This window comes from Streptomyces kryoterrae (assembly GCF_054072135.1).
Genome location: NZ_CM133358.1, coordinates 7,736,189 through 7,761,038 on the forward strand (window position 1 = coordinate 7,736,189; position 24,850 = coordinate 7,761,038).

General features: G+C 71.0%; 20 protein-coding genes. 10 read left to right on the forward strand and 10 right to left on the reverse strand.

All coding sequences use genetic code 11. The annotated features are described in order from the left end of the window. Nucleotides 1-71 precede the first annotated feature (71 nt). Together ACW4TU_RS34315 and lgt are read left to right on the forward strand one after the other, a co-directional pair. A complete protein-coding gene (locus tag ACW4TU_RS34315) occupies nucleotides 72-848 on the forward strand; it encodes a DsbA family protein (protein WP_457419628.1) in 777 nt (258 codons plus the stop codon). Nucleotides 849-985: 137 nt separating this feature from the next. After that, complete coding sequence (lgt, locus tag ACW4TU_RS34320; RefSeq protein ID WP_457419630.1) at nucleotides 986-2,056, forward strand: prolipoprotein diacylglyceryl transferase; 1,071 nt, start codon at nucleotides 986-988, stop codon at nucleotides 2,054-2,056. Nucleotides 2,057-2,120: 64 nt separating this feature from the next. Here lgt and ACW4TU_RS34325 read toward each other — a convergent pair whose 3' ends face one another. The 7 genes from ACW4TU_RS34325 to ACW4TU_RS34355 form a co-directional block, all read right to left on the reverse strand. Further along, a complete protein-coding gene (locus ACW4TU_RS34325) occupies nucleotides 2,121-2,963 on the reverse strand; it encodes an HpcH/HpaI aldolase/citrate lyase family protein (protein ID WP_457419632.1) in 843 nt (280 codons plus the stop codon). Beyond that, entirely contained in the window at nucleotides 2,960-4,195 is a 1,236-nt protein-coding gene (locus ACW4TU_RS34330; RefSeq protein WP_457419634.1) for a CaiB/BaiF CoA transferase family protein, read from the reverse strand. Before ACW4TU_RS34330 ends, ACW4TU_RS34325 begins: the two co-directional genes overlap by 4 nt. Then, nucleotides 4,192-5,124, reverse strand: coding sequence for a ribokinase (locus ACW4TU_RS34335; protein WP_457419636.1), 933 nt, complete (start codon nucleotides 5,122-5,124; stop codon nucleotides 4,192-4,194). Before ACW4TU_RS34335 ends, ACW4TU_RS34330 begins: the two co-directional genes overlap by 4 nt. Beyond that, nucleotides 5,121-6,503 carry an ADP-ribosylglycohydrolase family protein gene (locus ACW4TU_RS34340; protein ID WP_457419638.1) on the reverse strand — a complete coding sequence of 461 codons (1,383 nt, stop codon included), beginning with the start codon at nucleotides 6,501-6,503 and terminating at the stop codon, nucleotides 5,121-5,123. The genes ACW4TU_RS34335 and ACW4TU_RS34340 overlap by 4 nt, the downstream gene beginning before the upstream one ends. After that, the gene (locus ACW4TU_RS34345) at nucleotides 6,491-7,678 is read right to left on the reverse strand and encodes an ADP-ribosylglycohydrolase family protein (protein ID WP_457419640.1); all 1,188 of its coding nucleotides are present in this window, start codon (nucleotides 7,676-7,678) and stop codon (nucleotides 6,491-6,493) included. The genes ACW4TU_RS34340 and ACW4TU_RS34345 overlap by 13 nt, the downstream gene beginning before the upstream one ends. Before the next feature lie 8 nt (nucleotides 7,679-7,686). Then, nucleotides 7,687-8,805: an ADP-ribosylglycohydrolase family protein gene (locus ACW4TU_RS34350; RefSeq protein ID WP_457419642.1), complete on the reverse strand. Its 1,119-nt coding sequence runs from the start codon at nucleotides 8,803-8,805 to the stop codon at nucleotides 7,687-7,689. A gap of 208 nt (nucleotides 8,806-9,013) precedes the next feature. Further along, nucleotides 9,014-10,120 (reverse strand): ADP-ribosylglycohydrolase family protein, encoded by a 1,107-nt coding sequence (locus tag ACW4TU_RS34355; RefSeq protein WP_457419644.1) that lies wholly within the window; start codon nucleotides 10,118-10,120, stop codon nucleotides 9,014-9,016. 294 nt (nucleotides 10,121-10,414) lie between these two features. Between ACW4TU_RS34355 and ACW4TU_RS34360 the strand changes: the two genes are divergently transcribed. The 3 genes from ACW4TU_RS34360 to ACW4TU_RS34370 all read left to right on the forward strand — a co-directional run bounded on the left by ACW4TU_RS34360 (nucleotide 10,415) and on the right by ACW4TU_RS34370 (nucleotide 17,594). Continuing rightward, entirely contained in the window at nucleotides 10,415-11,146 is a 732-nt protein-coding gene (locus ACW4TU_RS34360) for a VIT1/CCC1 transporter family protein (RefSeq protein ID WP_457419646.1), read from the forward strand. A 363-nt stretch (nucleotides 11,147-11,509) separates the two neighbouring features. After that, nucleotides 11,510-16,141 (forward strand): glutamate synthase large subunit, encoded by a 4,632-nt coding sequence (gltB, locus tag ACW4TU_RS34365; RefSeq protein WP_457419648.1) that lies wholly within the window; start codon nucleotides 11,510-11,512, stop codon nucleotides 16,139-16,141. Next, a complete protein-coding gene (locus ACW4TU_RS34370; protein WP_457419650.1) occupies nucleotides 16,134-17,594 on the forward strand; it encodes a glutamate synthase subunit beta in 1,461 nt (486 codons plus the stop codon). The genes gltB and ACW4TU_RS34370 overlap by 8 nt, the downstream gene beginning before the upstream one ends. 123 nt (nucleotides 17,595-17,717) lie before the next feature. On the opposite strand, the gene ACW4TU_RS34375 is transcribed toward ACW4TU_RS34370, so the two are convergent. Next, complete coding sequence (locus ACW4TU_RS34375; protein ID WP_457419652.1) at nucleotides 17,718-18,560, reverse strand: chitosanase; 843 nt, start codon at nucleotides 18,558-18,560, stop codon at nucleotides 17,718-17,720. A gap of 92 nt (nucleotides 18,561-18,652) precedes the next feature. On the opposite strand from ACW4TU_RS34375, the gene ACW4TU_RS34380 reads away from it, so the two are divergent. The 5 genes from ACW4TU_RS34380 to ACW4TU_RS34400 are packed head-to-tail and all read left to right on the forward strand — an operon-like array spanning nucleotide 18,653 to nucleotide 22,850. Continuing rightward, a complete protein-coding gene (locus tag ACW4TU_RS34380; RefSeq protein WP_457419654.1) occupies nucleotides 18,653-19,372 on the forward strand; it encodes a VWA domain-containing protein in 720 nt (239 codons plus the stop codon). Between the two features lie 44 nt (nucleotides 19,373-19,416). Beyond that, nucleotides 19,417-20,202: an SDR family oxidoreductase gene (locus ACW4TU_RS34385; protein ID WP_457419656.1), complete on the forward strand. Its 786-nt coding sequence runs from the start codon at nucleotides 19,417-19,419 to the stop codon at nucleotides 20,200-20,202. 31 nt (nucleotides 20,203-20,233) lie between these two features. Continuing rightward, complete coding sequence (locus tag ACW4TU_RS34390; RefSeq protein ID WP_457419658.1) at nucleotides 20,234-20,872, forward strand: TetR/AcrR family transcriptional regulator; 639 nt, start codon at nucleotides 20,234-20,236, stop codon at nucleotides 20,870-20,872. A gap of 41 nt (nucleotides 20,873-20,913) precedes the next feature. Further along, a complete protein-coding gene (locus tag ACW4TU_RS34395) occupies nucleotides 20,914-22,071 on the forward strand; it encodes an acetyl-CoA C-acetyltransferase (RefSeq protein WP_457419660.1) in 1,158 nt (385 codons plus the stop codon). Continuing rightward, a complete protein-coding gene (locus ACW4TU_RS34400; RefSeq protein ID WP_457419662.1) occupies nucleotides 22,068-22,850 on the forward strand; it encodes an SDR family oxidoreductase in 783 nt (260 codons plus the stop codon). The genes ACW4TU_RS34395 and ACW4TU_RS34400 overlap by 4 nt, the downstream gene beginning before the upstream one ends. A 91-nt stretch (nucleotides 22,851-22,941) precedes the next feature. Here the strand turns inward: ACW4TU_RS34400 and ACW4TU_RS34405 are convergent, their stop codons facing one another. Together ACW4TU_RS34405 and ACW4TU_RS34410 are read right to left on the reverse strand one after the other, a co-directional pair. Continuing rightward, nucleotides 22,942-23,679 carry an ankyrin repeat domain-containing protein gene (locus ACW4TU_RS34405; RefSeq protein WP_457419664.1) on the reverse strand — a complete coding sequence of 246 codons (738 nt, stop codon included), beginning with the start codon at nucleotides 23,677-23,679 and terminating at the stop codon, nucleotides 22,942-22,944. A gap of 75 nt (nucleotides 23,680-23,754) precedes the next feature. Next, nucleotides 23,755-24,693 (reverse strand): hypothetical protein, encoded by a 939-nt coding sequence (locus tag ACW4TU_RS34410; protein ID WP_457419666.1) that lies wholly within the window; start codon nucleotides 24,691-24,693, stop codon nucleotides 23,755-23,757. Between the last annotated feature and the right edge of the window lie 157 nt (nucleotides 24,694-24,850).

A 24,850-nucleotide genomic window follows, 5' to 3' on the forward strand; every position in this document is an offset into this window, starting at 1 on the left:
ACAGGTAGCCCGAACGGGTGGACCTGGGGCCGGGGAGACGCAATGCGTCTCCCCGGTTCGTTCTGCGGGGTGTGAGCGAGAAGAATCGTGACGGAAAGCGCACCGCCCGCGAGCGGCTGGCGGTCGAGCGTGAGAAGCAGAGGTCCGCGGAGAAGCGGCGGCGGGCGTTGATCGTGGGCGCCAGTGTCGTCTGCGTGCTGGGACTCGCGGCGGTGATCGGTGTCGTCGCCGCCAACTCCGGAAAGGACAGCAAGAGCGAGAGCGCCGGCCCGGTCGTGGCGCCCTCGGGCGCGCAGGGCAAGGACAGCCTCGCGATCCCCGTGGGCGAGGAGAGCGCCAAGTCGACGCTCACGGTGTGGGAGGACTTCCGCTGTCCCGCCTGCCAGTCCTTCGAGACCAACTACCGTGCGGTCATCCATGAGTTGACGGATGCGGGCAAGCTGAAGGTGCAGTACCACCTGGCGACGATCATCGACGGCAACATGGGCGGCAGCGGCTCCCGGCACGCGGCCAACGCCGCCGCCTGCGCCCAGGACGCCGGCAAGTTCACCGCGTACCACGACGTGCTCTACGAGAACCAGCCGCAGGAGACCGACGACGCCTTCGCGAAGGACAGCAGGCTCATCGAGCTGGCGGCGAAGGCCGACGGGCTCGACACGCCCGCGTTCCGGACATGTGTCGAGGACGGCACGCACAACAGCTGGGTCGTGAAGTCGAACCAGGCCTTCCAGAGCGGCCGTTTCGGCGGCACGCCGACCGTGCTGCTCGACGGGAAGAACATCTACCAGGACCAGACGATGACCCCGGCGAAACTCAAGCAGCTGGTCGAGGCCGCCGACAAGGCGTAGCGGCTGGGTGTTCCCAGGGCGTCCCGGGTGCCTCCGGTCCACCGTCGTCGGCGGAACCGGAGGCACCGCCCGTTATGGAGCCGTTGCCCGGGGCGGCTCACATCCGCCGCGTCCGTCAAGGTAGCGTCGGGGCTGCCATGGAAATCGCCTACATTCCCAGTCCGTCGCGCGGGGTGCTGCACCTTGGACCCATTCCGCTGCGCGGCTACGCGTTCTGCATCATCATCGGTGTCTTCGTCGCGGTCTGGCTCGGCAACAAGCGCTGGCTCGCCCGCGGTGGCCGACCCGGCACGGTGGCCGACATCGCGGTCTGGGCCGTGCCCTTCGGCCTGGTCGGTGGCCGCCTGTATCACGTGATCACGGACTACGAGCTGTACTTCAGCGAGGGCCGCGACTGGGTGGACGCCTTCAAGATCTGGGAGGGCGGCCTCGGTATCTGGGGCGCGATCGCCGTCGGTGGGCTGGGTGCGTGGATCGGCTGCCGCCGGCGCGGTATCCCGCTGCCCGCCTGGGCCGACGCCCTCGCCCCCGGTATCGCCCTCGCACAGGCGTGCGGGCGATGGGGCAACTGGTTCAACCAGGAGCTGTACGGGCGGGAGACCACCCTCCCCTGGGCGCTGCACATCACCTCCACGACCGACGGCCGGGTCCCGGGCTACTACCACCCGACGTTCCTGTACGAGTCCCTGTGGTGCGTCGGTGTCGCGCTGCTGGTCATCTGGGCCGACCGCCGGTTCACACTGGGACACGGCCGGGCGTTCGCGCTGTACGTCGCGACGTACTGCGTAGGACGCTTCTGGATCGAGTACCTGCGCGTCGACGACGCCCACCACATCATGGGTATGCGGCTGAACAACTGGACCGCGATCTTCGTCTTCATCCTCGCGGTGATCTACTTCGTGCTCTCGGCGAAGAAGCGGCCGGGCCGGGAGGAAGTCGTGGAGCCGGGTGCGGATGTCCCCGACGGTTCGGCGGAGGACGGTGCCGAGGGTGATGACAGCGACAAGGGTGACGGTGAATCGGCGGAGGTGAAGGCTGATTCCGATTCCGATTCCGAGCCCGATACGGATAGCGACGGCAAGGCCGACTCCGGGGCCGAGGACAAGACAGAGGACAAGGCCGGGCCCGAACCCGACGACGAGGACGAGCGCAAGGCCGACTCCGAGGACGTCGCCAAGGCCGAGGCGGAGCCGACCAAGAAGATTTGAGATCTGGCCGTACGAAGAAGAGGGCGCCCCGGTCGGACCGGGGCGCCCTCGTTCGTCGTGCGGGTCAGGGGCGGTCGCGGTCGGCCAGGGACAGGGTTCTGCGGGCCGTCGCGACCACCGCCGCGTCGATGAAGCGGCCGTCCGGGAGGGCCTGGGCGCCCTCGTCCGTCGCCGCCGCCTTGACGATCTGCTCGGCGTCCTCGATCTCCTCCGGGGTGGGGAGGTACGCGCGTTCGATCACCGGGAGCTGGCGGGGGTGGATGGCCGCCCGGCCCAGGAAGCCCAGGGCGCGCCCGTAGGCGCAGGAGACGGCCAGGGTGTCGAGATCCCGGATGTCCGGGTGGACCGACTGGGGCGGCGGGGCGAGTCCGGCCGCCCGTGCGGCCACGACGACCCGGGAGCGGCACCAGTCGAGGCCCGCGTCCCCCCGTACCCCCAGATCCGCCCGCAGGTCGGCCTCGCCGAGCGCGATGCCGTGCAGGGCGGGGTGGGCGGTCGCGATGGCGAAGGCGTGTTCGATGCCGAGGGCGGTTTCGAGGAGGGCGTGGAGCGGGAGCCCGGCCCCGGTGGCCGTGGCGACGGTCGTGCGGGTCGCCACGCGGACGACCTCCTGCGGTGTCGTCACCTTCGGGAGCCGTAGGCCCGAGATGCCGGGGAGTCCTTCGAGGGCCCGGAGGTCGCAGGTGGCCAGGGGACCGTCCAGGGCGTTGATCCGGACGTGGACCGGGACCGGCTGGGGGTCGGTGAGGCGCTCGGCGGTGGCTGTGCGGGCATACTCCTTGCGGTCGGGGGCGACCGCGTCCTCCAGGTCGACGACCACCACGTCGGCGCCGGACGCGAGGGCCTTGGACACCACCTCGGGGCGGTCGCCAGGGACGTACAGCCAGGTCAGGGGGACGGCTGTCACAGGGCTCCCTCGGTTCGCAGGGCGTCGATGTCGGGCCCGGTCAGGCCCAGTTCGGTGAGGACGGCCGTGGTGTCCGCGCCGTGCGGGCGGCCCGCCCAGCGGATCGCGCCGGGGGTCGCGGAGAGCCGGAAGAGAACGTTCTGCATACGGAGCGGGCCCAGCTCGGGGTCCTCGACCGTGGTGATGGTGTCGAGGGCCTGGTACTGCGGGTCGGTCATCACCTCCCGTACGTCCTGGACCGGAGCCACCGCCGCCTCCGCCTTCTCGAAGGCCGCGAGGACCTCGGAGTGGGAGTGGCGGGCGATCCACGCGCCGACCGCCTCGTCGAGGACGTCCGAGTGGCGGGCGCGGTCGGCGCCGGTGGCGAACCAGGGCTCGTCGATCAGCTCGGGGCGGCCGACCAGGCGCATCACGCGCTCGGCGATCGACTGGGCCGAGGTCGACACGGCGACCCAGGTGCCGTCGGCCGTGCGGTAGGTGTTGCGGGGCGCGTTGTTCTGCGAGCGGTTGCCGGTGCGTGGCTGGACGTGGCCCAACTGGTCGTACCAGAGCGGCTGCGGGCCCAGGACGGTGAGGATCGGCTCGATGATCGCCATGTCGACGACCTGACCCTCGCCGGTGCGGGCGCGGGCGGACAGGGCCGTCATGACGGCGTACGCCGTGGCCAGCCCCGCGATCGAGTCGGCGAGGCCGAAGGGCGGGAGCGTCGGGGGTGCGTCCGGTTCGCCGGTGATCGCGGCGAAGCCGCTCATCGCCTCCGCGAGGGTGCCGAAGCCGGGGCGGTGCGCGTACGGGCCGAACTGGCCGAAGGCGGTGACCCGGGCGAGGACCAGGCGCGGGTTGGCGGCGGACAGCTCCGGCCAGCCCAGGTCCCACTTTTCCAGGGTGCCCGGGCGGAAGTTCTCGATGACGACGTCGGCGGTGGCGGCGAGCCGGAGGAGGGTGGCCCGGCCGCCGGTCCGGGAGAGGTCGAGGGTCATCGTGCGCTTGTTTCGGCCCAGCAGCTTCCACCAGAGGCCGATGCCGTCCTTGGACGGGCCGTGGCCCCGGGAGGGGTCCGGTTTCACCGGGTGCTCGATCTTGATCACCTCGGCCCCGAAGTCGCCGAGCATGGTGGCGGCGAGCGGGCCGGCGAAGAGGGTGGCCAGGTCGAGGACGCGAAGACCGGTGAGGGGGGCCGCGGCGGTTGTGTTCCCGCCGGGTGCGGGTGCGGTCGTGTCAGGTGTGTTCATGACGTGTACCGCGCCTCGATCTCGGCGCGGTACGGCATCGACGCCGACGCGCCCGGCCGTTGTACGGACAGTGCCCCCGCCGCCGAGGCCCACGCCAGGGCGTCCGGCATCGGGCGGCCCTCGGCCAGGGCCACCGCGAGGGCGCCGACGAAGGTGTCGCCGGCGCCGGTCGAGTCCACGGCGGTGACGGACGGCGCGGGGACGGTGACCGGTTCGGCGAGGTCCCTGGACGCGTAGAGGCTGCCGGCCGCGCCCAGCGTGATGACGACCTCCCGCACCTGGTCGAGGCGTGCGGTGGCCGCCTTGTGCGGGTCGGTCAGGCCGGTCAGGGCCGCCGCCTCGTGCTCGTTCGGTACCAACAGGTCGGTGGCGGCGAGAAGTTCGGGTGGGAGCGGTTGGACGGGGGCCGGAGTGAGGATCGTGCGGACGCCGTGGCGGTGAGCGGCCCGGGCACCCTCGACGGCCGCCGTGAGCGGGATCTCCAGCTGGAGCAGCAGCGCGTCGGCGGTGGCGATCAGGCCCTCGTCGCCGGGGGCGAGACCGGTGACGGTGCCGTTGGCGGCGGGGATGACGACGATCGCGTTGCCGCCCTCGTCGTCCACGACGATGTGCGCGGTGCCGGAGGCGCCCTCGGCGGTGCGGAGATGGCCGGTGCCGACGCCCATGGGGGTCCCCCCGCTCGAGCGAAGCCGAGAGTGGGGGATCTCCAGTACGGAACGGAGTTGGCTGCCGTACGCGTCGTTGCCCACCGCGCCGACCATCGAGACGTCGGCGCCCGCGCGGGCCGCGGCTGCGGACTGGTTGGCACCCTTGCCGCCGGGGATCGTACGGAACTCCCGTCCTGTCACGGTCTCTCCGCGCTGTGGGGCCTTGGAGACGTACGCGACGAGGTCCATGTTCGTGCTGCCCAGCACGGCGATATGGGTCATGGGTGGGCTGTCTCCAGGTGGGTGAGGGAATGGGTCAGTCGGGCGAGGGTGTCGAAGCCGGTGCCGTTGAAGTCCGCGACGGAGGTGGCGAGCCGGTTCTTCAGGGGGCTGGTCCAGCGTTCGGGAAGGGCGGCGGGGGAGCCCGCGAGGAGGGCGGCGATGCTCCCGGTGGTCGCGCCGTTGGAGTCGGTGTCCCAGCCTCCGGACACGGCACGGCAGATGGAGCCGGTGAAGTCGCCGTCGGCGTGGGTGAGGGCGGCGGCGATCAGGGCGGTGTTGGGGATGGCGTGGACCCAGTGGTAGGCGGCCGCGTGGGTCGCGTGGAGTTCGTCGACGACGGTGGTGAAGTCGCGGTGGGACTCGGCCAGTTGGATGCCCTGGCGGATCGCCTCGGCGAGGCGGGAGCGTGGCGGGACGACTGTCAGGCCGGTGCGCAGGCAGGCGTGGATGTCGTGGGTGCCGGTGGCGGCCTCGGCGATGGCGGCCGCCGTGAACATCGCCGCGTAGACGCCGTTGGCGGTGTGGGTGAGGGCGGCGTCGCGGTACGCCTGTTCGGCGGCGGTGGCCGGGGCGCCGGGGTTGGTCCAGCCGTGGACGTCGGCGCGGATCAGGGCGCCGATCCATTCGCGGAACGGGTTGCGGTGGCGGGCGGTGAGCGGGGGTTCGAGGCCGGAGAGGAGGTTTCGGTAGGCGATGCGTTCGGCGGTGAAGGTGCGGCCCGCGGGGAGTTCGTCCAGCCAGAGTTGTGCCACGTCGGTGGTGGTGAAGTGGGGGCCGTGGCGCCCGAGCAGGAGCAGGTTGAGGAGGGGGTAGTTGAGGTCGTCGTCCTCTGGCATGCCGTCGATGTTCTCGGCGAGGGAGGTTGTTGCCGACCGGCGGTTCCAGGGGTGTGCGGTGGCCAGTTCCTCGGGGACTCCTCTGGCGGTGAACCAGGTGTTCAGGGGCCAGTTGCCGGTGGACCGGGCGAGGTCGCGGATGGCGGCGAGGGGGAGTTTCTCCACCGGTTTGCCCAGGAGGCAGCCGGCCGCTCTGCCCAGCCAGGCGGCTTCCAGGCGGAGGGGAGTGGGCGCGGGCCGGGCGGCCGAGGCGGGCTGCGCGGGCCAGTCGGGGCACAGCGCCCGGATCCGGGTCAGCTCTGTTGGCTCGTCGTCCGCCAACCTGCTTGGCAGGTCCGCCAGTTCGTCCAGGAGATCTTCGGCCAGCAGGCGCAGGTAGCGGGAGACCGGGCCGGCTGACGCGCCGGCACGCGACGGTGCCTCCGATCCGCCCGCGGCCCGCCAGCGAGCGGCGATTCTGCTGGGCTCGCGGCCGTCCTGGGTCGCCTGGCGCAGCTCGTGGCCGATCAGGTCCTCCGGCTGGACCCAGGTCAGTCGGAGCATCCCACGCTCCTGAGCCGGGCGAACGCCCCTTCGTGGGAACGGCGTCGGAGTACGTCCCGTTCGAAGACCTCCCGGGTCACCTCGGTCAGTGTCCGGGCGGGTTCCCACAGATCCAGGCGGCTCGCCTCCGCGACCGTCTTCGACCAGTCGGACGGCACCTCGGAGCCCAGCGCACCGGCAAGCGCCCCCGCCATCGTCGCGATCGAGTCGCAGTCGCGGCCGTAGTTCACCGAACCCAGCACCGCATGGCGGAAGTTGCCGCCGGACACCACCAACATGCCCAGCGCCACCGGGAGTTCCTCGATCGTGTGGAGACGGGAGGGCCGACGGGCACCCAGGGACGGGCTGCGGTAGTCCGCACCCACCGTGTCGTACGGAGTCACCGCCTCCCGCAGTGGCCGCAGCGCCGACTCGAAGTCCGAGTAACGGGAGGCCACTTCGCACACCGTCTCGATCGCCGCCCGGGTGCCGTCCTTCGCCAGGGAGAGGCAGGCCCCGATCACCGAGCCGGGGGTCGCGCCCGGGGTGCACGCCGCCGCCACCGCCGCCGCGAAGACTGCCGCCGCCTCTCTGCCGTACGAGGACTGGTGGGCGCCCGCGATGTCGAGGGCCTCGGCGTACGCGCCCGCCGGGTTGGCCGCGTTGACCAGGCCGACCGGGGCCATGTACATCGCCGCACCGCAGTTGACGATGTTGCCCACGCCTGCCTCGCGGGGGTCGATGTGGCCGTAGTGGATCCGGGCCACCAGCCACTTCTCCGCCAGGAAGATGCGCTGCAGGGGGAGCGCCTCCGCCTCCAGCTCCGGGATCCAGCGCGGGTTCGTCATCAGGTCCGGGACCAGGTGGTCGGCGACCGCGTACGCGTCCAGGTGGTCCCGGACCTGGGCGTACACCCGTACCAGCGCATGGGTCATCAGGGTGTCGTCGGTGACGTGGCCGTCGCCCTTGTGGTACGGGGCGATCGGGCGGGCGGTGCGCCAGGCGTCGCCGTTCCAGGGGCCGACGATGCCGTGGACGCGGCCCGCGTGGCGTTCGAGGATCTGCTCGGGGGTGTAGCCCTCCACGGGACCCCCGAGCGCGTCGCCGACGGCCGCGCCGACCAGGGCGCCGGTGATCCGCTCGTCCAGGCCCGCCAGTTGAGCGCCTTCCCGGCTTTCTTCTGTTTTGGGTGTCATGTCGCGAATCATCCTCCTGGGGTGACCCGTTGTGTGGCTTCCAGCAGTTCGGCGAGTTCCACGAGGTCGGTACCGGTAAGCCTGGGAAGGGCGCAGCCGGAGAGGGTGCGGCAGGCGTCCCGCCAGGCCGCCGGGATCGCGGCACCGCCGCCGAGCGCGCCGGTGAGGGCGCCCGCGAGTGCGGGGGCCGAGTCCGCGACCCGCGACAGACAGGCGGCGGCCGGGACCGCTTCGGCGATCCGGCCGTGCGCCGCCGTGGCCAGCGCGAGGGCTACCGGGACCGTTTCGGCGGCGGCGATGCCGTAGCTGTAGACGTGGTCCACGATCTGGTGTTCGAGGAGTGGTACCAGGGCGAACGCGCTGTCTGCGTCCCGCGCGAGCTTCAGCGCGTGGCGGGCGTTCCGGCCGATCTCCGTGAACTCGGGCAGTTCCGCCAGCGCCGCGTTCACGCAGGCGTCCACCTCCTCGCCGACCAGGGCCAGGGAGAGTGCCGCCGCCATCGCGCGGGCGCCGTGCACACCGTCGCCGTCCTGGGTGTAGCGGGCGTCGAACTCGGCCAGTTCGGCGGCGAGTCGGGGGTCGCCCGGGTGGGCCACCGCCAGCACACAGGCCCGTACACAGGCCGCGTCGTCGAAGTAGTGCGGGTTGTCGTGGCCGGTGGCGGGCGGCCGTAGACCGGCGGCGAGGTTGCCGAGGCCGGCCCGTACGGAGATACGGGCGCGCAGCGGAAGCACCGCCGACTCGACCTCGGGGGCGCGTTCCGCCGCGGCTGCCACCTCGCTGGCGACCGCGTTCCAGGACAGGTCGATGGCGGCCCGCGCCCGGCGCTCCCGGCTCAGGTCGCCCAGCACGCTGTCGTCCCCGGCCTTCAGCAGGGCCTCGGCCGAGAACGCCGCCCACTCCGCGTCGTCCGAGGGGCCGAGCCGGAGGGGTTCCGGGGGCTGGTTGAGGGCGATCGGTACGGGGAGGGTGGTGGTCGCGTTCTGCTCGGCGAAGGTGTCCAGTTCGCGGGTGAGGCGGCGGGTCCAGTCGGGCATCCGGGCGGCTCGGTGCCTGGCGGCGGGCCAGCCTGCGGCGTCGCCTGCGGCCAGGCCGAGCAGGAGTCCCTCGATGCGGCGGCTTGTCATGGGCGGACCTCGGCTTTGGCTCCGGCTCGGGGGTGGGTGGTGTGTTTCGCCCCCGCCGCCCCTACCCGTCCCTCCCCCAGAGGGGGGACCCCCATCGGGGGCGCTGCCCCCGAACCCCCGCTCCTCAAACGCCGGAGGGGCTGGAGGGGATGCCGGAGGGGCTGAAAGGGACGCTGGAGGGGATGCCGGAGAGGCTGAGCGTGCGGGCTCATGGCCGTACCTCCGTTGCGGTCGGCGTGTCGCCGTCCGAGGCGAGGACGTACGCCGCCTGGTCCGGTGCGGGTTCCCGTAGGACCGGCTTCGCGCCCCACTTGCCGCCCTCGCCCGGGGTCAGGAGTTCCGCGATGTCGAGGATGTGGTGGCCCGCCATGGAGGGGAGGCAGGTGCCGCGGGCCGGGCCGATCGCCTCCGCCCACTCGGGCGGGATCGCCGAGGCGCCGCGGGTGGCGCCTGCCAGGGCGCCCGCCACCGCTGCTGTCGTGTCCGCGTCGCGGCCCATGTTGACGGCTGTCAGCACCGACTCCGCGAAGTCGCCGTCGGCCACCGCGTACGCGCCGAAGGCGAGGGCGACCGCCTCGGGGGCCAGGTCGGTCCAGGGGTAGCCGCCGATCACCACCGCGGAGCGGACCGCGCGTTCGCCACGGTGGGCGACCGCCACCGCGCGGCGCAGGGAGCGTGCCGTCCAGGAGTCGTCGGGGACCACCGCCAGGGCGGAGGCCACCACGGCGATGGTCGGCGCGCCCGCCATCGCCGCCGCCACGCCCGCCGCGACCGCCTGGCCGCCGTAGATGCCCTCGCCGTCGTGGCTCACCGAGCCGTCGATCGCCACCAGCCGGGCCGCCTCGGCCGGGCGGCCCGCCGCGAAGACGCCGAAAGGGGCTGCGCGCATCGCGAGACCGTCGCTCCAGGCGTGCCGGTGCTGGGCCGAGATGGGGGCGGCGAGGCCCCGGCGCAGGTTCTCCAGGGTGCCGCGTTCGCTGAAACCGGCGCCTCGGAAGGGGCCTTCGTCGAGGTCGGCGATCCACTGGTGCCAGGCCGCCTCCACATGGGCCGGGGTGAGGGCGGAACCGTGCCGGGCGAGGAGGAGGCCCGAGAAGATCGCGTACTCCGTGTCGTCCGTGCCGGCGGGGTTTTCGGCCACGTACCCGGTGATGCGGCCCCAGCGGGCGCGGATCTCCGAGGGCTTCATGTTCTCGGCGGGGGCGCCGAGCGCGTCCCCCACGGCCAGACCGAGCAGGGCGCCGCGTGCTCTGTCGCGGAGCAGGGCGGCGTCCTGGTGCGCCGGGACCGAGGGAATGCAGGCGATCGATGCCATACGCGGCCTCTCCTCCGGAGGGTTCCGGGGGCTCCCTCCCGGGGAGCGGAACCCTTTGCGGAACTGTCCCACCGGAGGGGTTCAGGTGCGCCTCAGGCGCCCCAGCATCACCCGGTCGACATTTGTGCGAGAGCCCCTACGGATGAGCGATCACGGCGAAGGTGCAGGTGAGGGCAGCCTTTCCTTGCTGGCGGGAAGGGAATTCGGGGCGTATTTTTGGTGTTGTCGACAACTGGAATGAGTCTAAATCCGGTTTCGGAGTCGGGTTCGGAGTCGAGCGAGTTGGGGGACGGCATGGCCATCATCGAGACCGAGGCGGCGCTGCACGAGGCGCACCGCGACAACCACACCCACCGGGATGTCACCGGCGGGTGGTTGCGGCCTGCCGTTTTCGGGGCGATGGACGGGCTCGTCTCCAACCTCGCCCTGATGACCGGTGTGGCGGGCGGGGCCGTCTCGCATCGGACCGTCGTCATCACCGGACTCGCCGGTCTTGCCGCCGGCGCCTTCTCCATGGCCGCCGGCGAGTACACCTCCGTCGCCTCGCAGCGCGAGCTCGTCGAGGCCGAACTCGCCGTCGAGCGGCGGGAGTTGAGGAAGCACCCCAAGGACGAGGAGCGGGAGCTCGCCGAGCTCTACGAGTCCCGGGGCGTCGAGCCGAAGCTCGCCCGTGAAGTGGCCCGGCAGCTCTCGCGCGACCCCGAGCAGGCCCTGGAGATACACGCCCGCGAGGAGCTGGGCATCGACCCCGGTGATCTGCCCTCGCCCGCCGTCGCCGCGGTGTCGTCCTTCGGGGCGTTCGCGCTGGGCGCGCTGTTGCCCGTGCTCCCGTATCTTCTCGGGGCCACCGCGTTGTGGCCCGCCGTGCTGGTCGCGCTGTTCGGGCTCTTCGGGTGTGGTGCGGTGGTGGCCCGGGTGACCGCCCGGAGCTGGTGGTTCAGCGGGTTGCGGCAGCTCGCGCTGGGCGGGGCGGCGGCCGGTGTGACGTACGCCCTGGGCAACCTGTTCGGTGCGGCCGTAGGATAGGGGATCGTGCACTTATGCGATGGGCCGCATAAGTAGCCGTTACTCGCTGGTTTCGAACGCTTAACCACCGGGCATGAGCCGTACGCGCTGTGGGCAACGAGGCATGCGGCGCACTCGCGGAGAGGGCGACGACGCTCTCCTCGCCATGGGTCGAGGGACACCGATCTGTCCGATTCGGCCCCCATTGCTTCCACTGCCGCGCGGTCACCATGCCGCGCGCTGCGGTGTCCGCATGTTGGTACGCGGTATCCGGTTCCCGAGAATCGCCCCATCATGTAACCTGCGTGAAATTTTGCACTCCAAGAGGGCCAACGTCGTCCCTCGGCTTAATGCATATGCCACACAACGACGACGGGAGAGCCGATGCGTACGCCGCGCCAGCCGTCCCAGCATTCCGAGAATGGCCAGAAGTGGTCCTTCATGGATGCTCGCCCTGCTGCGCAGGGTATGTACGACCCCCGCAACGAGCATGACGCCTGTGGCGTCGGCTTCGTGGCCACCCTCACCGGCGAGGCGAGCCATGCGCTGGTCGAGCAGGCGCTCACGGTTCTCCGCAACCTGGAGCACCGCGGTGCCACCGGCTCCGAGCCCGATTCCGGCGACGGCGCCGGCATTCTCTCGCAGGTTCCGGACGCGTTCTTCCGTGAGGTGGCCGAATTCAAGCTGCCCGAGGCGGGTGCCTACGCGGTCGGTATCGCCTTCCTCCCGGAGGGGACGGCGACTGACGCCGTCCCGACGACCGCCGAGGCCGTCTCACATATCGACACGATCGCCGCCGAAGAGGGCCTGACCGTCCTCGGCTGGCGCGAGGTGCCGGTCGCCCCCGGACTCCTCGGCGCCACCGCCCGTTCGACGATGCCCGCCTTCCGGCAGATCTTCGTCGCGGACAGCGCCGCGGTGCCCGCCAAGGGCATCGACCTCGACCGCAAGGCCTTCGCGCTGCGCAAGCGCGCCGAGCGCGAGGTCGGCGTCTACTTCCCCTCGCTCTCCGCGCGGACCATCGTCTACAAGGGCATGCTGACCACCGGCCAGCTGGAGCCCTTCTTCCCGGACCTGTCCGACCGCCGCTTCGCGTCGGCCGTCGCGCTCGTCCACTCGCGCTTCTCCACGAACACCTTCCCGTCGTGGCCGCTCGCCCACCCGTACCGCTTCGTCGCGCACAACGGCGAGATCAACACGGTCAAGGGCAACCGGAACTGGATGGCGGCCCGCGAGTCGCAGCTCGCCTCCGACCTCTTCGGCGACCAGGAGAAGATCGACCGTATCTTCCCGATCTGTACGCCCGAGGCCTCCGACTCCGCGTCCTTCGACGAGGTGCTCGAACTGCTCCACCTCGGTGGCCGTTCGCTGCCCCACTCCGTGCTGATGATGATCCCGGAGGCGTGGGAGAACCACACCACCATGGATCCGGCCCGGCGCGCCTTCTACCAGTTCCACGCCACGATGATGGAACCGTGGGACGGCCCGGCCTGTGTCACCTTCACCGACGGCGTCCAGGTCGGCGCGGTCCTCGACCGCAACGGACTGCGCCCCGGCCGCTACTGGGTCACCGACGACGGACTCGTCGTCCTCGGCTCCGAGGTCGGCGTCCTCGACATCGACCCCGCGAAGGTCGTCCGCAAGGGCCGCCTCCAGCCCGGCAAGATGTTCCTCGTCGACACCGCCGAGCACCGCATCATCGAGGACGACGAGATCAAGGCGGGCCTCGCCGCCGAGCAGCCCTACGCGGAGTGGCTGGAGGCCGGCGAGATCGAGCTCTCCGACCTGCCCGAGCGCGAGCACATCGTGCACACCCACGCCTCGGTCACCCGCCGCCAGCAGACCTTCGGCTACACCGAGGAAGAGCTGCGCGTCATCATCGCGCCGATGGCCAAGACCGGCGGCGAGCCGCTCGGCTCCATGGGCACCGACTCGCCGATCGCCGCGCTGAGCGAGCGTCCGCGACTGCTCTTCGACTACTTCACCCAGCTGTTCGCGCAGGTCACCAACCCGCCGCTGGACGCCATCCGCGAGGAGCTGGTCACCAGCCTGCGCTCCTCCCTCGGCCCCGCCAGCAACCTGCTGGAGCCGACCGCCGCCTCCTGTCGCAGCGTCACCCTGCCCTTCCCGGTGATCGACAACGACGAGCTGGCCAAGCTCATCCACATCAACGCCGACGGCGACATGCCCGGCATGAAGGCCGCGACCCTCTCCGGCCTCTACCGGGTCAGTGGCGGTGGCGACTCCCTCGCCGCCCGTATCGAGGAGATCTGCGCCGAGGCCGACGCGGCCATCGACAACGGCGCCCGTCTCATCGTCCTGTCGGACCGCCACTCGGACGCCGAGCACGCCCCGATCCCGTCGCTGCTGCTCACCTCCGCCGTCCACCACCACCTCATCCGTACCAAGGAGCGCACCCAGGTGGGCCTGCTGGTCGAGGCCGGTGACGTCCGCGAGGTCCACCACGTCGCCCTGCTCATAGGGTTCGGCGCCGCCGCGGTGAACCCGTACCTGGCGATGGAGTCCGTCGAGGACCTGGTCCGCGCCGGCACCTTCCTGCGTGCCATCGACGTCGCGCCCGAGCAGGCCATCCGCAACCTGATCTACGCGCTCGGCAAGGGCGTCCTCAAGGTCATGTCCAAGATGGGCATCTCGACCGTCGCCTCCTACCGGGGCGCCCAGGTCTTCGAGGCCGTCGGTCTCGACACGGCCTTCGTCGAGAAGTACTTCAAGGGCACCGCCACCAAGATCGGCGGCGTCGGCATCGACGTCATCGCCAAGGAGGTCGCCGCCCGGCACGCCAAGGCGTACCCCGCCTCCGGCATCGCCCCGGCGCACCGCGCCCTCGACATAGGCGGCGAGTACCAGTGGCGCCGCGAGGGCGAGCCGCACCTGTTCGACCCGGAGACGGTCTTCCGCCTCCAGCACTCCACGCGAACCCGCCGCTACGACATCTTCAAGAAGTACACGGACCGGGTGAACGAGCAGTCGGAGCGCCTCATGACGCTCCGCGGGCTCTTCGGCTTCAAGTCGGACCGCCCGTCGATCTCCATCGACGAGGTCGAGCCGGTCAGCGAGATCGTCAAGCGGTTCTCCACCGGCGCCATGTCGTACGGCTCCATCTCCCTGGAGGCGCACGAGACCCTCGCCATCGCCATGAACCAGCTGGGCGCCAAGTCCAACACCGGTGAGGGCGGCGAGGACGCGGACCGTCTGTACGACCCGGCGCGCCGCTCGTCGATCAAGCAGGTCGCGTCCGGCCGCTTCGGTGTGACCAGCGAGTACCTGGTCAACGCGGACGACATCCAGATCAAGATGGCCCAGGGCGCCAAGCCCGGCGAGGGCGGCCAGCTGCCCGGCCACAAGGTGTACCCGTGGGTCGCCAAGACCCGGCACAGCACCCCCGGTGTCGGCCTCATCTCGCCGCCGCCGCACCACGACATCTACTCCATCGAGGACCTCGCCCAGCTCATCCACGACCTGAAGAACGCGAACCCGCAGGCGCGGATCCACGTGAAGCTGGTCTCGGAGGTCGGCGTCGGCACGGTCGCCGCCGGTGTGTCCAAGGCCCACGCGGACGTCGTCCTCATCTCCGGCCACGACGGCGGTACGGGCGCCTCGCCGCTCACCTCGCTGAAGCATGCCGGCGGTCCCTGGGAGCTCGGCCTCGCCGAGACCCAGCAGACGCTGCTCCTCAACGGCCTGCGCGACCGGATCGTCGTCCAGACCGACGGCCAGCTCAAGACCGGCCGTGACGTCGTCATCGCCGCGCTGCTCGGCGCCGAGGAGTTCGGTTTCGCGACCGCGCCCCTCGTCGTCTCCGGCTGCGTCATGATGCGCGTCTGCCACCTGGACACCTGCCCGGTCGGTATCGCCACCCAGAACCCGGTGCTCCGCGACCGGTTCGCCGGCAAGGCCGAGTACGTCGTGAACTTCTTCCAGTTCATCGCCGAAGAGGTCCGCGAGATCCTCGCCGAGCTGGGCTTCCGCACCATCGAGGAGGCCGTCGGCCACGCCGAGACCCTCGACGTGGAGCGGGCGGTCACCCACTGGAAGGCGCAGGGCCTGGACCTGTCCCCGCTCTTCTACGTGCCCGAGCTGCCCGAGGGCACCCCGCTCCACCAGGTCATCGTGCAGGACCACGGCCTGGAGAAGGCGCTCGACAACGAGCTGATCAAGCTCGCCGCCGACGCCCTCGCCGCGAACAGCGCCACCGACGCCCAGCCGGTCCGCGCCCAGGTCGCCATCCGCAACATCAACCGCACGGTCGGCACGATGCTCGGCCACGAGGTGACGAAGAAGTTCGGCGGGGCCGGTCTGCCCGACGACACCATCGACATCACCTTCACCGGCAGCGCCGGCCAGTCCTTCGGCGCCTTCCTGCCGCGCGGTGTCACCCTCCGGCTCGAAGGCGACGCCAACGACTACGTCGGCAAGGGCCTCTCCGGCGGCCGGGTGATCGTCCGCCCCGACCGGGGCGCCGACCACCTCGCCGAGTTCTCCACCATCGCGGGCAACACCATCGCGTACGGCGCGACCGGCGGCGAGCTGTTCCTGCGCGGTCGTTCGGGCGAGCGGTTCTGCGTCCGCAACTCCGGCGCCACGGTGGTGTCCGAGGGCGTCGGCGACCACGGTTGCGAGTACATGACCGGCGGTCACGCGGTCGTCCTCGGCGAGACGGGCCGCAACTTCGCGGCCGGTATGTCGGGCGGCGTCGCGTACGTCATCGACCTGAACCGCGACAACGTCAACGTCGGCAACGCGGACGCGGTCGAGCCCCTCGACGACACCGACAAGCAGTGGCTGCACGATGTCGTGCGCCGGCACCAGGAGGAGAGCGGCTCGACGGTCGCGGAGAAGCTCCTGGCCGAGTGGGACGTCGCGGTGGAGCGCTTCAGTAAGATCATCCCCAGCACGTACAAGGCAGTGCTCGCCGCCAAGGACGCCGCCGAGCGAGCCGGGCTCACCGAGTCCGAGATCACCGAGAAGATGATGGAGGCGGCGACCAATGGCTGATCCCAAGGGCTTTCTGACCCACGGCCGCGAGGTCGCCAAGTCCCGCCCGGTGGACGTCCGTCTCAAGGACTGGAACGAGGTCTACGTCCCCGGCTCCCTGCTGCCGATCATCAGCAAGCAGGCCGGCCGCTGCATGGACTGCGGTATCCCGTTCTGCCACAACGGCTGTCCGCTGGGGAACCTGATCCCCGAGTGGAACGACTACGCCTACCGCGAGGACTGGACGTCGGCGTCCGAGCGGCTGCACGCCACCAACAACTTCCCGGAGTTCACCGGCCGCCTGTGCCCGGCTCCCTGCGAGTCGGCGTGCGTGCTGGGCATCAACCAGCCCGCGGTCACCATCAAGAACGTCGAGGTCTCGATCATCGACAAGGCCTGGGAGACCGGCGATGTCGCCGCCCAGGCCCCGGAGCGCCTCTCCGGCAAGACGGTCGCGGTCATCGGCTCGGGCCCGGCGGGTCTCGCCGCCGCCCAGCAGCTCACGCGGGCCGGTCACACGGTCGCGGTGTACGAGCGCGCGGACCGCATCGGCGGCCTCCTGCGTTACGGCATCCCCGAGTTCAAGATGGAGAAGCGGCACATCAACCGCCGTATCGAGCAGATGCGCGCGGAGGGCACCCGCTTCCGTACGGGCATCGAGATCGGCCGCGACCTCAAGGCGACGGACCTGCGCAAGCGGTACGACGCCGTCGTGATCGCCGCCGGTGCGACGACCGCCCGCGATCTTCCCGTCCCCGGGCGGGAGCTGAAGGGCGTCTACCAGGCGATGGAGTACCTGCCCCTGGCGAACAAGGTGCAGGAGGGCGACTTCGTGGCCCCGCCGGTCACCGCCGAGGGCAAGCACGTCGTGGTCATCGGCGGCGGCGACACGGGCGCGGACTGCGTGGGCACCGCCCACCGCCAGGGCGCGGCCTCTGTCACCCAGCTGGAGATCATGCCCCGCCCGGGCGAGGACCGCAGCCCCGGGCAGCCCTGGCCGACCTTCCCGATGCTCTACAAGGTCACCTCGGCGCACGAGGAGGGCGGCGAGCGCGTCTACTCCGTCTCGACGACCCACTTCGAGGGCGACGAGCACGGCAACGTGCAGTGGCTGCACCTCACCGAGGTCGAGTTCATCGACGGCAGGCTGACCCAGAAGCCGGGCACGGAGCGCAGGATCCCCGCCCAGCTGGTCACCCTCGCCATGGGCTTCACGGGCACCGACCAGGACAACGGCCTCGTCTCGCAGTTCGGCCTGGACCTCGACGAGCGCGGCAACATCGCCCGCGACGCCGACTTCGCGACCAACGTCCCGGGCGTGTACGTCGCCGGTGACGCCGGCCGCGGCCAGTCGCTCATCGTGTGGGCCATCGCCGAGGGCCGCTCGGCGGCCCGCGGAGTCGACCGCTTCCTCACCGGCGCGAGCGACCTCCCGGCCCCGATCCGCCCGACGGACCGTTCCCTGATGGTCTGACGGGGTACCCCCAAAAAGACGTCCCGTACAACGGCGTACGGAACGAACACACCACGGCGCTCGCCACAGTCCCCGACCGGACACGGCGGGCGCCGCGGCGCGTCCGGGACAGTCGCCGGTCGGCTACGGCACCTTGTACGTGTCCCCGTACACCTTCCACTCCAGCGGTGTACGGAGGTCCAGGTTGCCCTCGTCGAGGAAGCGCCGTTGGGCCGTGTCGACGCGGCTGGTGTTCACGCCCGGCCGCTTGACCAGCATCGCCGTGCGACGGGCGTCGAGGAACGCGTCCAGGTACGTGGTCTCGTCGCCGCCCTCCGCGGGGCTGTCGGCCTCCTTCAGCGCGGCGGCGCGGATGCCGCCCACGCTGAACGAGTCGATGCCCGGGCCGTGGTAGACCATCGCGTCGTAGTAGACGAACTGGCCCAGCAGACCCAGCCCGTCGCCGACGGCGAGACGCAGAGCCGGTCCGAAGTAGACGGTGTCCCGCTTCTCGTCCTGGGCCTCGCGGAAGGCGGCGACCTTCGATTCCTGCTTCCAGGCCGCCGGGAACCCCGGATCCAGCCCCTCGTGGGAGTCCGTGCCGTCGACCTCGCGCAGCGCCGGAAGGTAGGGCGCGAGGGCGTTGTCCGGGTGGTTCTTCGTGTAGTCCTCGACGAGGGTGAGCAGGTCGTGGGTCCCGGTGCAGAAACCGATGATGCCGGCCGTGTAACCCTGCCCGTCGCCGATGTCCTCGACGTAGCCGTACGCGCTGCGCCAGTCGAGCGTCCCGTTCTCGGCGCTCGCCACGATCTGCTGGGCCAGCTCCTTCTTCGCCGGATCGGCGAGTGTGGCCTCCGCGTCCAGGGAGCCGGCCTCCTCCACGCGCTTGGCGTCGGGGGCGGGCGAGTCGTCCGACGCGACGGACAGGCATGCGGTCGCTGCCAGCAGGGGGAGCACGGCGAGGAGGAGGGCGCCGGGTCGTTTCATGGGGCACAAGGGTACGGGGGGCTCTCGCTCGTCCGGGTGACGTACTCTCAGCGTTTGCATCAGTCCGTCGCATTCCGGTAAGGAGCCCATGCGTGGCCGCGATCAGTCTCACCAAGGTGGAGGAGAGCGCTCCCGCGCTGGTCAGCCTGTACAAGAGTGCCGGGGCGGCTGTGGACCGGCACGGGCTCGACGGTCAGCGGGCCGCCGTCTACCTCGTGGTCGACTACTCCGGTTCGATGAAGCCGTACTACCAGAACGGCAGCGTGCAGGCGCTCGCCGACCGGGTGTTGGGGCTGGCGGCCCACTTCGACGACGACGGGACGGTTCCCGTCGTCTTCTTCTCCACCGACGTCGACGCCGTGACCGGTATCGCGCTCGACGACCACACGGGGAGCATCGACCGGATCGCCGCCGGGCTCGGGCACATGGGCAGGACGAGCTATCACCTCGCCATGGACGCCGTCATCGAGCACTACCTCGACAGCGGGTCGACGGCCCCCGCCCTCGTCGTCTTCCAGACCGACGGCGGCCCGATCAACAAGCTCGCCGCCGAACGGTACGTGTGCAAGTCGGCGCGGCTGCCGCTGTTCTGGCAGTTCATCGGCTTCGGGGACGCCGGCAGCAAACAGTTCGACTTCCTGCGCAAGCTCGACGAGCTGGCGGTGCCGGAGCGGCGGGTCGTCGACAACGCCGGGTTCTTCCACGCCGGTTCCGATCCGCGCGCCGTGTCCGACGACGAGTTGTACGACCGGCTGGTGGGCGAGTTCCCGAAGTGGCTGGTCGCCGCTCGGGCGGAGGGAATCGTCGGCTGACACGGACCTTCCCTAACAAGTGTTTGGTAGGCTAGTGTGGCCGCATGGGAGACGTCGACAGTCCGGCGTACGTACCCGGACATGGGCTGCTGAAGGGGCGCACCGCCGTCATCACGGCAGCCGCCGGTGCGGGGATCGGCGGGGCCACCGCCCGCCGGTTCCTGGAGGAAGGCGCACGCGTGCTGATCAGCGACGCGCACGCGCGGCGGCTCAAGGAGTACGAGGGGGAGCTGGCCGGGGAGTTCGAGGGTGTCGACTCGCTGCCCTGCGACGTCACCGACGAACGCCAGGTGCGGGCCCTCTTCGACACGGCCGTGGAAGTACACGGGCGGCTCGACATAGTCGTCAACAACGCCGGTCTCGGCGGCACTTCGACTCTCGTCGACATGACGGACGAGCAGTGGTCGAGAGTGCTGGACGTGACGCTGGGCGGCACGTTCCGGTGCGTGCGGGCCGCGTTGCGGATCTTCCGGGAGAGCGGGGCAGGAGGCGTCGTTGTCAACAACGCGTCCGTCGTCGGCTGGCGTGCCCAGGCCGGACAGGCACACTACGCCGCCGCCAAGGCGGGCGTGATGGCACTGACCCGGAGCGCGGCGATCGAGGCCGCGGAGTACGGGGTCCGGGTCAACGCGGTGTCACCGAGCCTCGCCATGCATCCCCACCTGGCGAAGGTGACCACTCCCGAACTCCTGGCCGAACTGACGGCCCGTGAAGCCTTCGGGCGGTACGCCGAGCCATGGGAGGTCGCCAACGTGATCGTGTTCCTGGCGTCCGGCTACTCCTCGTACCTGACGGGGGAAGTCGTCTCCGTCAGCAGCCAGCACCCCTAGGACGGCACATGCCTGTGACCACAATGGACGCGTGCCTCCTACGAAGAAGAAGCCCCAGGTGACCGCCGTGCCCGCCCGCCGCCGCGAAATCCTCGGCACCGCCGCCGAGGTCTTCGCCGAACAGGGCTACAACGCCACCACCGTACGCAAGATCGCGGACCACGCCGGCATGCTCGCGGGCAGCCTCTACTACCACTTCGACTCCAAGGAATCGATGCTGGAGGAGATCCTGCGCACGTTCCTCGACGAGCTGTGGGAAGGCTACGACACCGTCCTGGACGCCGAGTCCGGGCCGCGCGAGACGCTGGAGGCGCTGGTCACCGAGTCGTTCCGGGAGATCGACCGGCACCGCGCCGCCGTCGCGATCTACCAGAAGGAGTCCAGGCAACTCGTCGCGCAGGAGCGGTTCGCGTTCCTCGCCGAGTCGCAGCGCAGATTCGAGAAGGCGTGGCTGTCCACGCTGGAACGCGGAGTCGCCGCCGAGGTCTTCCGTGCCGACCTCGACATCCGGCTCACCTACCGCTTCGTGCGCGACACCGTGTGGGTCGCCGCGTCCTGGTACCGGCCGGGCGGACAGCACAGCCCGGAGGAGATCGCCCGCCAGTACCTGTCGATGGTGCTGGACGGAATCGCCGTACGTGAACAGCCGTATGTGAAGAGTCGCACCTGAAGAGTCGTACGTGAACAACCCTTTTCTGTGAGGGAGTTGCCATGGCCGAGGCCTATATCGTCGAAGCGGTCCGTACGCCCGTCGGGCGGCGTGGGGGTGGTCTGAGCGGTGTCCATCCGGCGGACCTGGGCGCGCACGCGCTGACGGCGCTCATGTCGCGGGCCGGGGTGGACCCGGCCGCCGTGGAGGACGTCGTCTTCGGGTGCCTGGACACGGTGGGGCCGCAGGCCGGTGACATCGCCCGCACCAGCTGGCTGGCCGCCGGACTGCCCGAGGAGGTGCCGGGGGTGACCGTCGACCGGCAGTGCGGATCCTCGCAGCAGGCCGTCCACTTCGCCGCGCAGGCCGTGCTGTCCGGCACCCAGGATCTCGTCGTCGCGGGTGGCGTCCAGAACATGTCGATGATCCCGATCGCCTTCGCCTCCCGTCAGGCGGCCCTGCCCCTGGGGCTCACCGAGGGCCCCTTCGCGGGCAGCGCGGGCTGGCGGGCGCGGTACGGGGAACGACCGGTGAACCAGTTCGCCGGCGCCGAGATGATCGCCGCCAAGTGGGGCATCAGCAGGCAGGACCAGGAGGAGTACGCGCTGCGCTCGCACGAACGCGCGGTCCTGGCCATCGACGAGGGCCGCTTCACCCGCGAGACCGTGGCCTACGAGACGGTGACCGTCGACGAGGGCCCGCGCCGGGACACCTCCCTGGCGAAGATGGCCGGCCTGAAGCCCGTCATCGACGGCGGCACCATCACCGCCGCCGTCTCCTCCCAGGTCTCCGACGGCGCCGCCGCGATGCTGATCGCCTCCGAGCGGGCGGTACGCGAGCACGGGCTGCGGCCACGGGCCCGCGTCCACCATCTGTCCGTACGGGGCGAGGACCCGATCCGGATGCTGACGGCGCCGATCCCGGCCACCGCCCACGCCCTCAAGAAGACCGGCCTGTCCATCGACGACATCGACCTCGTCGAGATCAACGAGGCCTTCGCGCCGGTCGTCCTGGCCTGGCTGAAGGAGACCGGCGCGGACCCTGCCAGGGTCAACGTCAACGGTGGCGCGATAGCCCTGGGCCACCCTCTTGGCGCGACCGGCGTCAAGCTGATGACGACCCTCCTGCACGAACTGGAGCGCACGGGCGGGCGGTTCGGGCTCCAGACGATGTGCGAGGGCGGGGGACAGGCGAACGTGACGATCATCGAACGGCTTTGACCGACGTGAACGGCTCGAACGTTTCGAACGGCCTGAAGGGCCGTGTCGCTCTGGTCACCGGCGGTACCCGCGGAGTCGGCGCGGGTGTCGCGCGGGCTCTCGTCGAGGCCGGTGCGGAGGTGCTGGCCTGCGCTCGTCGGCCGCCCGAAGTCCCGCTGCCCGGCGTGGAGTTCACGGCTGTCGACCTGCGGGACCGGAGCGCGGTGTACGACTTCGTCGGAGGTCTGCCTCGACTTGATGTACTCGTCAACAACGTAGGGGGGAGTCCTTATCGACCGTTGGGTGGAGACGGGGGTGGCGATGTCGAGCGGCACGTCCGTGTCATCGAGCTGAACCTGATCACGCCGCTGACCGTCTCCCTCGCCGCGTACGAGCATCTGAAACAGGCCCGGGGATCCGTCGTGATGATCGGCAGCGTCAGCGGGAGCCGTCCCTCGCCCGGGACCGCCGCGTACGGTGCCGCCAAGGCCGGGCTGGAGCATCTCGCCCGGTCGATGGCCGTGGAATGGGCGCCCGACGTACGGGTCAACACCCTCGTCGTCGGGATGGTCCGGACCGAGCTGTCCCATCTGCACTACGGCGGTGACGACGGTCTCGACGCCGTCGCCCGCACGGTCCCGGCGGGCCGCCTCGCCGATCCGTCCGACATCGGGGCCGCCGCTGTCTTCCTCGCCTCCGATGCCGCGGCGTATGTCAGCGGGGCGAGTCTGCTGGTGCACGGCGGGGGAGAACGGCCCGCGTTTCTGGACGCGGCGACCGCGAACAGGGGTGGTGGATGAGGATGAGGTCGGGGGGTCCGTCCCGTCCCGTTCCTGGGGGCTGCGCCCCCGAGGACGGGACGGGTAGGGGCGGCGGGGGCGAGGAAAAGGCTCAGCCCATCCCCAGTACCTCCTCCAGCACCGCCACGATCTCCGCGTGCCCGGTCCCCTGATCAATCCCCGCCACCACGTTCCCGTCGCGCACAAGCTCCACTGCCACCCCCTCCGCCCAGCGCCGCGTCACGTACTCCCCGCCGAACCCATGCGCACGCCCCAGCCCTGCCCGAAGCTCCGACGCCACGTCCAGCCAGGTCCAGCGGCGGGCCTCCGCCAGTGCCTCCCCCCTCGACCCGGCGCCGTGCGCCAGCAGGGACCGTACGCAGGCGGGGGAGCCCCGGCGGGCGGCCGCGACCAGTGGAGACAAACCGGTCGGGTCGGGGCGGTTGGGGTCCGCGCCCGCGGCGAGCAGGGCCTCCGCCACCGCCGCGTGACCGCATCGCAGAGCCCAGGTCAGGGCCGTGAAACCGAACGCCTCCACCGCGTCGGGAACGGCCCCCGAGGCCAACAGCGCCCGGACGACCTCCGTGTGCCCGCCACAGGCCGCCCCGCACAGGGGGAGGTCCGACCCCGCGCTCAGCCGGTCGGGCGCGGCACCGGCGGACAGCAGCAGCCGTACGATGCCGGGCGCGTCGCTCACCGCCGCCGCGTACAGGGCGCTCTGGCCGTCCTCGTCCACCGCTTCCGGGCTCACACCGAGACGCAACAGCCCTACGACCGCGTCCTCGTCACCCGCGTACACCGCCGTGAAGAGATCGCGTTCACTGCCGATATGCGGTTCTTGCCCGTTCATACCTTCCGACCTTCGCTCGCGAAGGGCCGGTGAGGCAAAGGGTTTCGGGGTGAGGTGCCCCACGCTTCCCCGACGTCATGTGTCGCACTCCAGCACCGTCCGGCACACCCCGCACCGCGCCCGCACCCGCCCCCGTACCGGCACCCTGATGCGCTGGTGGCAGGTCGGACAGGGGAACGAGACCCGCAGCGGACCGTGGCCGCCGTGGCTGCCGGGGGAGTCGGGGGAGTCGGGGGAGTCGGGCGTGAAGCTGTACGGGACCCCGCCCGGCTGTGACGTGTCCGGCGAGTGGTGGTCCTGGGCATGGCGGCGGTCGCGTGCGTAGCGGCGGCGGCCCGCCCAGCCCGCCGCCGTCAGTGGGGGCTGGCGCGTGTCGTGGCGGGCCAGCTCCATGCCCGCCGTGTACGCGGTGTACGCCTGCGGGCTGGTGAACCAGATCGCCGGGTCCTCGTCGAAGACCAGCGCACGCTTGGCCAGGACGTACCCGAACTCCTCCGGCGTGAGATAGCCGAGCTTCTGCGAGGAGGCCGCGTCCTCGCGGAAGGCGTCGAGAAGCAGCCAGCCCGCGCCCAGGTACGCAGCCGCCGTGTCCGTGAGGATCTCGTTGTCCCGCGTCCCGGGGAAGGACAGGTCGAGACGGTGCAGACAGACGTGCATCACCTCGTGCGCGAGAGCCGCGCCGATGTCCCTGCGGTGGGTGCGGAAACGGTCGTTCAGCTCGATGAAGTACTCGGGCCCGGCCGCCAGTTCGACGTTCGCCGCGTGGGTCATCTCGCGGAATCCGACGATCATGCGCGCGTCCGGGAGCCGGTAGTGGCGCACCATCTCGCGGGCCACGCGCTGCACGCCCAGATGCAGGTCGTCGGTGTCGCAGAAGGCCACGTCGGCCGGGGCCACACTGGTCGCGAAGGTCTGGACGGTGTCGTACGACAGCCTCTTGTAGAGCGCGTTGATCGCGGCCCGCACCGTCTCCAGATGCGGGTAGCCGTGCTCGACCGGTCCGCCGTTCGCCACGTCCTTACCCCCAAGACGCCCTGAACTCTCTTCCATCCTACGTGCCGGGGAGCTGTCGGTAAGAGCGGATTTCCTCCCGCCGGGTTCCGCCGCGGGCACGTGAGATCCGCCCTTGTTTCACACCCGCACGATCTTCATACTTGCGTTCTTTGTCGTC